This is a genomic window from Streptomyces sp. NPDC046303 (genome assembly GCF_055588085.1).
In genome coordinates this window covers 1-8,749 of record NZ_JBVJFA010000074.1, presented here as the reverse complement: position 1 = coordinate 8,749, position 8,749 = coordinate 1, and the positions used below count along the sequence as shown (strand labels likewise).

Annotated in this window: 9 protein-coding genes and 1 pseudogene; 8 read left to right on the top strand and 2 right to left on the bottom strand. The window is 69.3% G+C overall.

The genetic code is table 11. The annotated features are described in order from the left end of the window. Window positions 1-146 precede the first annotated feature (146 nt). The 7 genes from ACZ6I1_RS34705 (at window position 147) to ACZ6I1_RS34675 (ending at window position 7,102) form a co-directional block, all read left to right on the top strand. Complete coding sequence (locus ACZ6I1_RS34705; RefSeq protein WP_469293088.1) at window positions 147-596, top strand: DUF6507 family protein; 450 nt, start codon at window positions 147-149, stop codon at window positions 594-596. Continuing rightward, on the top strand, window positions 593-3,229 hold the full coding sequence (locus ACZ6I1_RS34700) for a hypothetical protein (protein ID WP_469293086.1): 2,637 nt from the start codon (window positions 593-595) through the stop codon (window positions 3,227-3,229). The genes ACZ6I1_RS34705 and ACZ6I1_RS34700 overlap by 4 nt, the downstream gene beginning before the upstream one ends. Next, the gene (locus ACZ6I1_RS34695; RefSeq protein ID WP_469293084.1) at window positions 3,226-3,978 is read left to right on the top strand and encodes a hypothetical protein; all 753 of its coding nucleotides are present in this window, start codon (window positions 3,226-3,228) and stop codon (window positions 3,976-3,978) included. Before ACZ6I1_RS34700 ends, ACZ6I1_RS34695 begins: the two co-directional genes overlap by 4 nt. 126 nt (window positions 3,979-4,104) lie before the next feature. Beyond that, window positions 4,105-4,749 (top strand): hypothetical protein, encoded by a 645-nt coding sequence (locus ACZ6I1_RS34690; RefSeq protein ID WP_469293090.1) that lies wholly within the window; start codon window positions 4,105-4,107, stop codon window positions 4,747-4,749. 101 nt (window positions 4,750-4,850) lie between these two features. Next, entirely contained in the window at window positions 4,851-5,825 is a 975-nt protein-coding gene (locus ACZ6I1_RS34685; protein ID WP_469293083.1) for a hypothetical protein, read from the top strand. A 53-nt stretch (window positions 5,826-5,878) separates the two neighbouring features. Beyond that, complete coding sequence (locus ACZ6I1_RS34680) at window positions 5,879-6,349, top strand: hypothetical protein (RefSeq protein WP_469293081.1); 471 nt, start codon at window positions 5,879-5,881, stop codon at window positions 6,347-6,349. Window positions 6,350-6,451: 102 nt separating this feature from the next. Further along, window positions 6,452-7,102, top strand: a complete 651-nt coding sequence (locus ACZ6I1_RS34675) for a pentapeptide repeat-containing protein (RefSeq protein WP_469293079.1) — start codon at window positions 6,452-6,454, stop codon at window positions 7,100-7,102. Between the two features lie 245 nt (window positions 7,103-7,347). On the opposite strand, the gene ACZ6I1_RS34670 is transcribed toward ACZ6I1_RS34675, so the two are convergent. Beyond that, the gene (locus ACZ6I1_RS34670) at window positions 7,348-7,881 is read right to left on the bottom strand and encodes a TetR/AcrR family transcriptional regulator (protein WP_469293077.1); all 534 of its coding nucleotides are present in this window, start codon (window positions 7,879-7,881) and stop codon (window positions 7,348-7,350) included. 101 nt (window positions 7,882-7,982) lie between these two features. Between ACZ6I1_RS34670 and ACZ6I1_RS34665 the strand changes: the two genes are divergently transcribed. Then, window positions 7,983-8,447, top strand: coding sequence for a nuclear transport factor 2 family protein (locus tag ACZ6I1_RS34665; RefSeq protein WP_469293075.1), 465 nt, complete (start codon window positions 7,983-7,985; stop codon window positions 8,445-8,447). A gap of 19 nt (window positions 8,448-8,466) precedes the next feature. On the opposite strand, the pseudogene ACZ6I1_RS34660 reads toward ACZ6I1_RS34665, so the two are convergent. Then, window positions 8,467-8,749: pseudogene (locus ACZ6I1_RS34660) on the bottom strand (TetR family transcriptional regulator); the annotation flags it as partial.

Here is an 8,749-nt window from a genome sequence, read left to right as displayed (position 1 = left end):
TCATCCAGCTGCTGAACACGACGCTGGAGAAGAACGACGCGACGGCGCGCCAGACGCTCCAGCGGGCGAAGGCGGCCGTCGACAACATCGGCTGAGCAAGCGCGGTGTGACGTAGGACAGTTGGTTGGTGGTACGGGGGGTCGTTGATGACGTCGTGGGACATTAAGCCGCAGGGTGTGCAGGGCCAGTTGAAGACGGTCGGCACGAACGCCGGCGAACTGGAAAAGGCTCTGAACGCCCTGCTGACAGCGATGTCGGAAGCGGCGCAGGCTGCGGGGACGGCCGTACCCGGCTCGGCGTCGGGGATGACCCCGCAGGGGCCGGTGGCCCCCGGCGCGGCTCCGGGTCCCGGTCATGCCTACCTGGCGCCGCAGAAGGCGATGGGCCCGGTCGCGGCCGCGCTGGGCGAGTATCTGACCGCCCGCAAGCCGGAGTTCAAATCGATGGCCGAGCGGATCGAGGCGTGCATCCTCGGCGCGGTGAAGGCCACGAACGAATACCTGGAAGGCGACCTCGACCAGGCCAAGGCCGCCCAGGACGCGGCGCGTGCCGTGAACCTTGACGTACTGCGTGACAAGCCGGGGGGCAAGAAGTGAGCGGGAACGCGCCGGTCGACCCGGCCGAGGTGCCGGTCTTCACCGGAGACCTGGCGGTACTGGACGAGAAGGTGAAGGCGATCTCGTCGGGCGGGGCCGCGGTCTCGACGAAGGCGAGCGACGTCCACACCAGCTTCGGCGGGATCCAGGCGTTCTACCAGGCCCCCGAGGCCGACCAGCTGTTCGCGACGACCAAGCCGGTCTCCGACCTGGGCCTGAAGCTCAGCTCCGACATGTGCACCATCGCCGGCGCCCTGGGCACGTACTCCCGCGACGCCGCCCCCGTCATCAAGAAGCTCGAGAGCCTCAAGGCGGAAGCCCAGTCCTTCCGCGAGAAGACCGACAAGGACGACAAGTGGCGTGAAGACGGCGATCTGATCGACGAGAACCTCGAGCGCCGCAACAAGATCGCCGAGGTCTGGGCCGAGTTCCAGGAAGTGGAACGGGCCGCCCACGCGAAGATCGTCGCCCTGGTCGGCGGCAAGCCGCTGAAGAAGGACGACGGTACCCACGGCGAGGGCATGTACGGCTACGACGCCGAAGTGCTCAAGCAGTCCAAGTCCCTGCCGTGGGGTGACGCGGTGGAGGAGTCGATCCCGGGCTGGCAGGTGTGGGAGCACGCCTGGGAGTTCGGCAAGGGTTTCGTCGTGGACGGTGTCTGGGGCACCCTCAAGGGCCTGGGCGGCCTCGTCGGACTTCAGGGCTGGGACACGTTCAAGCAGTCCTGGACGGGTCTGGCCAAGCTGGGCACCGGCCTCGCCATCATGTCGATCCCGGGCGCCGGCCCGCTCTTCCTCGCCGCCCCGGACGATAAACTCCCTTCCTGGCTGCGGGAGTCGCGCACCGCGATGAAGGAGACGGGCAAGGCCCTCCTGGCGTGGGACCAGTGGGGTTCGAACCCGGGTCGTGCGGCGGGTGCGGTCACCTTCAACGTGATCACCACGATCGCCACGGGTGGTACGGGCGGTGCGGTCTCGGGTGCGGGCAAGGCCGGTGCGGTCGCGAAGGCGTTGTCGCTGGCGGGCAAGACCGGCCGGGTCGTGGACCCGATGACGTACATCATGAAGGGCGCGGGCGCGGGCATCACGAAGGCTGGCGATGTGATGGCCGGCCTGAAGGGCCTGGGCAACATCGAGATCCCGAAGATCGACGACGGCGCGTTCTCCATGCCGGAAGGTGCCCTCAAGCTCCCCGACGGCTCGATCCAGCTCCCCAAGGGCACGGCGGTCCCGGACGGCGCGATCAAGCTGCCCAACGACACCATCAAGCTCCCCGAGGGCACCGCCACCCTCCCGCCCGGCACGGTCAAGCTGCCCTTCGACGACAGCCCGGCGAAGTACGTCGACGGGGAGGGCAACCTGTACAAGGAGGACGGCAGCGTCCTCCAGCGCGGTGACGAGGCCAAGGTCGAGAAGACCCCGCAAACGCCCCCCGCGAAGCCGGACGGGACCCCCGCGAAGCCGGACGGTAACCCCGTAAAGCCGGACGCGGACGCCCCCCTGCACGCCACCCCGGGCAAGACCGATCCGCCGGCCAAGGTCGACGGCCCGGGCACGGTCCACGCCGAGCCCCCGGCCAGGGTCGAGCCCCCGGTCAAGGTCGAGGTCCCGGAACGCGTGCCGGCCGGGGTCGGCGGCCGCGGCGACGAAAGCACCCGCCTCGGCTCCAACATCTCCGACCCGGTCCACCACGCCGACCACACCCCGGGCACCCGCCCGAACACCACCCCCGGCGGCAACGCGTACGACCACGGCAGGGGCCCCTCCGCAAGCCACGAACCCCCGACCGGCACCGGCCACACGGACGGCCCGTCCACGGGCGGCAGCCACGACACCACCCCCACCGGCGGTGGCTCCCACTCGGATACCCCGACAGGCGGTCACGGTGACACGGGTGGGAACGGTGGCCACGGCGACGGCTCCGGCCGCCCTCCGCTGGGCGGCGAGGGTGCGGGCGGTTTCCTGCCCGAAGGGTCCGCCGGCCTGCCGGACCAGTCAACGCTCCCTGGTGGATCCGAAGTCAGACCGGATGGTGCTCGCTACATCGAAGAGCCCGACGACGTCCTCGCGACACGCTTCTACGATCAGGTGCGGGCCGACCCGCACTCCCTGGACATTGCGAGCATCTCCGATAACACGGGCATCAGCACCACCGTGCTGGATCGCGTCCGCACGCACTTCTTCCTCACCCAGCACGTGGTGGCCGAGGCCCCAGGTGTCGCACGGCAGGCGTATTTCACGCCCCGCCGCGACATCGCCGACATATGGCAGGCGGCCGGTCAGCGCAGTCTGACTCCGGAGGAAGCGGTGAAGTTCGAGCGATATATTGCTCACGAATACATAGAGAGCCAGCTCATCGAGGCTGGCATGCCGTATCTGCGCGACCAGCCGCACCTATGGGAGTCTTACGCCAACGAGACCGAATCCGGTTTCTTTCACAAGTGGCCAGAGACCTGGGCCGATGCCGGCGCCCATGAACTCGCGGCGAGTGAGCGCCGAGGTGGGTTCGGCCACTGGGGTGGGCTGGAACTGGATGTACCGATGATCGAGCTGGCGCCGGGACTCTCCAACATCGACGAGGTGATGGCAGCCCTCTTCCAGGAGCTGCGATCGAAGGGAATTGACCTTAAGTGACCGACCGGACCGCATCCGTCATGCTGAACCGACTCCGTGCGGTGGAGTGGGTCGGCGACTGGGACGACGTGCTCGCACGTGTCATGTCCCGGCGTATTCTCATGCGTGAGTATCTGAGGCGGGCCGCCCTGTGGGCGCAGGCGTACTCGGCCGAAAGTGCCTGGCCCTTCTTCGATGTCACGGAATACGTTGACCCGGAATTTCGGCTTTCCCCCGAAATGGCGGCGGAGCTCGAGGAGTACCTGAGCCAGGTGCCCGGATCGGCGCTGAAGGACACGTGTGCCGGCGCCGTGCGCCTGGCGGAACTCCGCGAGCGGAACCCGGACGCACTGCCCGACCTGCCTGACCTCTACGAACCGCTGGTCCTCTTCTACGAGCGGGGCGGGGAGTTTCTGCGGGACAACGCAGGCGGCCTGGACCTGACCGGCGTGTCGTTCCGGCCGGGAACCCCGCAGGGCAACCTCGGCACCCCGCCCTTCCATGCGCTCAACGAGACGGTCCTCGACGCCCTGGACGCCAAGGGACGCATCTCGTACTACGCCGTCGGTGAGAATCAGGAACCCCTCATGCGGCGCCGCATCGTGCGGGGCGAGCGCCACGACGAGCTATTCGGCCGGGATCTGCGCTGGGAGCCGACGGACCGGCTCCCGGAGACGGAAGAAGCAATGAAGATCGCAGGCCTGGTCCCGCTCGACGAGATTGCCGCGGCCGAGCTCATCGGTGCTGCCGTGGACCGGGCGTCCCGCTAGAGGTCAGCTACGGCCAGGCGTGGGCCGGTGTGGGGCGCTGCTCATGACCTGCGGCTTTCTGACGGCGGGGAAGGTCGACGCCGAGGCGTCGACCAATGCCGCAAGTCACGAGGAAGTTCGATGTCGATGCTGATGCGCGCTTCGCGAGAGTGCGGCTCGTGGTTCTGGGATCTGGACGACGTGGCGGAGCCCGGTCTGGAGTTCGCGCTCATGACCGCGGCGCGCATGAGTGTGGTGCTGGAGAAGCACGCCTTGCTGGTGCCGTCCTCGCTCGAGTGGGCCTGGTTCCAGACCGGCAAGGGCGGCCTCGGTGTCCACAGTCGCCTGAGCCTCGTCACGCGTTCGCTCGACGATCCGGCGCTGCCCGGTGAGCTGCGCGCCTGTCGGCCGACCGGTCATCCGCAGGCAGAGATCGGTGGAATCCTCGTGCTCGGATCGGGCACCTGGTTCGACGCGGACGGAGAACGGCACAGGGAATACCGTCTGGTGGAACTCATGGTGGCACCGGATGAGACGGACCTCTGGATCGAACTGTCCGTATACCACGACGTCTGGGGTCAGTGTAATTTCCGGGGCGAGCCGCAGCCGGCCATACACGCCAACAACGCGCCGCGGCTCGCCTCGGCCCTGCAGGAGCTCGACCAGTTGCTCGGAGTCGCGGCGGAGCCCGGTGAGCCGACGTACTACGGGCGGGCCGAGGGCTACGGACTCAAGGCTCCCGACATCATCGACGGCCGCGGGCCGGACCTCACCGATACCGCATTCGGCTAGACGGCGGCATCCGCGGCGCGGACGCGTGGCGCGCCGGCTCGCGATCGGCAAGCCGGTGCGCCGCTGAGGAGGTCGCTTCGCGGCGACCCGGGGAGCTTGCTTTGATCACTGTCGACCCGGTGGGCGAATGGTCCTGGGAGACGGCGGTTGACGTCCTCGAGGGGCAGGGTGCGCGTCGTGCGCTCCGCCTTTTCGGCCGACTTCACTCCCTCGGGTCCGATCTCGGGCTCGTCGATGGCTGGGGTCACGGGGGAGTCAGCGTTGTCACTCTGAAGGCTCCCCGGCACGTGCGGTTCGAGTGGGAGGGTGCTGGACCCCTCGACCGCGCGGTGGAGAGGGGCGCGGCGTCATTCGACGAGGACACCACACTCCACCTGTGGAGTGTGCTGCCCGGCGAATGGCTGGACGCTTACGGCCGGGCGCATCGTTCGGAGCGTCTCTTCGCGTTGCGCCTGCTCATGTGGCCCCAGGGGCACGCCAGCGTCTCACTGGCCACATACTCCGATGCGTGGATGACGCTGGATCTGCGGGAACGCCCGCAGCCGGAGGTCGCTGCGTTGAACGCCCCCCGGCTGGCGGCTCTGCTCGGCGCCGTGTCCGGGCTGCTCAATGCCGAGATCGAACCGGGCGATCCCACGTACTTCGGCCGGCCCACGGCTTCCGGCTTCGAGGATCTGGCGGACGAGGGAACGGACTACATCGACCCCTGGAGCACCTTCGCCGTACCGGCCAGATGGCAGCGCATGCTCCACCTCCTGCCGAAGGGGTACGAGGAGCAGTCGTACGAGGCGTTCACCGAAGGCCCGGTCCGGTACATCGAGGTCCGCCGCGGTGGTCACACCGTCGGCCACCTCTGGGCAGGGACGGACAACAGCTCCGCGGGATACGAGCCCCGCACCGCAGCCGGAGACATCGCCTTCACCGCCGGCGTACCGCTCCTGCTGGCGTTCGCCAAGGCGCATCAAGCCGGAACGGGGGCGCTCGATGCCCTGGGACACGCGGCATCGTCGGAGTCCCATGTGGAGATCGAGGACGCGGAATCGCTTGATGCTCTGCAGGAACTGTCCGGCCACTGAGCACCCGGCGCGACCACGCCGCTTCATCGAACTGAGTACCTGTACTCAGGCGGGTGGTCTCTTCCGCCGCGACACTGCAGAGCATGTCGCATCAGACGGCGGATCAGCCGGGTTCACCGATGTACTGGGTGGCGGACATCCTCTTGGCCCTCCTCACGGTCGCGATCCTTGGGGCGGTACTGATCGGCGGCCTCCTCTACGCCGCCTTGGCGGAGTTCGGCTTTCTCACGGGTGGCACCGGCTCCACTCCCCAATGGCAGGGGGTGCCCCTCACCGCTGAGGTGTTCACCTTCCTCGGCGTTCTGTGCTGCGTCTTTGCGCTGACCGCCTTCGGCTTCCATCGGCTGCGCGCCCGGTTCGCCGTGGCCGTGCACAGCGCGGCGTGCGCGCTGCTCCTCGTGCTGACGCTGGTGATGGCGGTCGCCTCGTACACGGCCTCCGCCCCGGCGACTGACCGCGCTCCCGGTCAGCCGACCCTCCTGTGCCGCAGCGGCGACCACAGCAGTGAATGCCCCGGCGGCTGACCTGCCCCGATCCGTATCATCAGCGGGCGTGTATCGGACCCATGAGGCCACGGACGGCACGCGGAAGAGAGCGTGATGGACAAGCGGTGGAGCCCGCGCGTCATGCCGACGGACTCCGAGGCGGCCGGACGCCTGAGGGAATGGCTCGACGGCGACGGCGACGGCGACGGCAACGGCAACGACGGCGCTGGCGGCGGGATCGACGTCATGGGTTTGGATCTGAGTGGTGCGGACCTGTCGGGCGCCGATTTCTCCGAGTCCTGGTTCACGGACGCGCGGCTCGTCGGCGCCCGGCTGGCCGGTGCCGAGTTCTACCGCGCGGAGCTACAGGGGGCCGACCTCACACGGGCCGATCTGACGAACGCCTGCCTGGTGCGGGCGCAACTCGATGATGCCGTGCTCCGGGACGCCGTCCTCGACGGTGCGGACCTGGGCCGGGCATCCCTCTACCAAGTCGACGCCTCGTCCGCCCGTTGTCGTGGAACCCGGTTCATGGGCGCTTCGCTGCTGGACGTCAACTTCCGCGGGGCGGACCTCAGTCAGGCGATCGTGCAGGAGAACAGCTTCCACGTGACCCTGGACGCCGACACCGTACTGACGGGGCTCACCGGTTCACTGTTCGGCCCGGTGGAAGTCGTCGAGGAACGCGGGACCCGTACGATCGCCGGGATCGAGCTCGAGGAGTGGATCAAGAGCCGGGGCGGGGACGTGCGGGTGCTGGAACCGCGCCGGCCGGCCGGCAACCACGGGTAGGCGGAGTCAGGAGCAGGCGGAGTACCGGGCGCGGCACCCCGGTAGCAGCCGTGCCCTTCCGGCCCTGCCCGACCTCTACGAGCCCGAGCTTGCAGCCGGCCGGCGAGGCGTTGCGCGTATCTCCAGCCGGGTGGCGGAGCTCGGGCTGGCGTCGTTGGACGAGAGGGAGGCGGCCAACCTCATCGCGGCCGCCGTGGCGGGCGTGCGCGCTCCGTCGCACCACCCCGCAGCGCCGCCACGTCGCTTCAGATGAGCCGTTCCGCGGCCGCCCGCGCCCGCCGGGCCGGGGTCGGGCCGGGGTCCAGGGCGGCCACCGCCGTCGCGCCCTCGACCAGGATCAGGAGCTGGTCCGGCAGGTCCTCGTGGCCGGGGCCGGCCAGTTCGGACAGCAGGGAGCGCAGTTCCGTCTTGTGTCGGCGTACGACGTCCAGTACGCCCGCCGGGCCGGCCGGGCCCAGCTCCCCGTACGCGTTCACGAACGCGCAGCCCCGGAAGTCCGGCTCGGAGAACCAGGCCGCCAGCCAGTCGAAGACCGACAGGAGCGGCGGCTCCGCGGAGGCCGCCACCGCTGACCGCAGGCTCGCCATCCATCGGCGGTCGCGGCGCTCCAGGTACGCCGTGACCAGGGACTCCTTCGCCGGGAAGAGCCGGTAGAGCCGCTTCAGCGGGACACCCGACTCCGTGCGGATGCGGTCCATGCCGACCGCCTGGATGCCGTCGGCGTAGAACAGCTTCTCCGCCGCGTCCAGGAGTCGGGTGCGGGCCTCTTCGTCGTCCATGGGGGAAGGGTAGTCCAGTTCCGCTTGTGTGGAGAACGGGCGTTCTCTAGGGTGAGAACGAGCGTTCTCCCTAGTCTTCGCCGAGCACGAGAGGGACCGTCATGACCTCCGCCCTACGTCCGCCCCTGCCGCCCTTCACCGAGGGGTCGGCCCGCGCCAAAGTCCAGGCCGCCGAGGACGCCTGGAACAGCCGGGACCCCGAGCGCGTGGCCCTCGCGTACACCGAGGACTCGGCCTGGAGGAACCGCGACCGGTTCCTCACCGGCCGCGCCGAGATCCGCGAGTTCCTCGCCGAGAAGTGGGCGCGCGAGCTGGACTACCGGCTCCGCAAGGAGCTGTGGTCGTACACCGGCAACCGCATCTCCGTCCGCTTCGAGTACGAGTGGCACGACGCCTCCGGCCAGTGGTGGCGCAGCCACGGCAACGAGCAGTGGGAGTTCGCCCCGGACGGGCTGATGCGCAGGCGCGAGGCCAGCATCAACGACGTTCCCATCGCCGCCCGGGACCGCCGGATCCGGGCCGGCGCACCCGCGGCGCCCTCGACCGTTTCCGGACCGCAGCACTAGCGGGTGGCCCCACCGCCCTCTACGAGGCCTGGTGGGCCTGCGTGATGAGGTCGGTCGCGACCTCCAGGGCGGCCAGCCGGGTCTCCTCCGGATCGCCTTCCACGTGCTGGAGGTACATCATCCCGGCGTGGAGGGTGAACAGGGCGCTGACGCAGCGCACTTGGTCGGTCAGCGGGCCGTCCTGCGTGCGCAGGAGCTCCACCAGCTGGGACATCCAGTCCTTCATGGTCTCGCCGATGGTCAGCTCGCGCATGGTGGCCTGGTTCTCCTGCATGAAGCGGAACAGTGAGGCTCCCGCGCCC

Excerpts from the sequence above, each read along its gene's own strand:
- ACZ6I1_RS34705 (WP_469293088.1), top strand. The coding sequence starts at position 147 with ATGACGTCGTGGGACATTAAGCCGCAGGGTGTGCAGGGCCAGTTGAAG.
- ACZ6I1_RS34690 (WP_469293090.1), top strand. The coding sequence starts at position 4,105 with ATGCTGATGCGCGCTTCGCGAGAGTGCGGCTCGTGGTTCTGGGATCTG.
- ACZ6I1_RS34675 (WP_469293079.1), top strand. The coding sequence starts at position 6,452 with ATGCCGACGGACTCCGAGGCGGCCGGACGCCTGAGGGAATGGCTCGAC.
- ACZ6I1_RS34670 (WP_469293077.1), bottom strand. The coding sequence starts at position 7,881 with ATGGACGACGAAGAGGCCCGCACCCGACTCCTGGACGCGGCGGAGAAG.
- ACZ6I1_RS34665 (WP_469293075.1), top strand. The coding sequence starts at position 7,983 with ATGACCTCCGCCCTACGTCCGCCCCTGCCGCCCTTCACCGAGGGGTCG.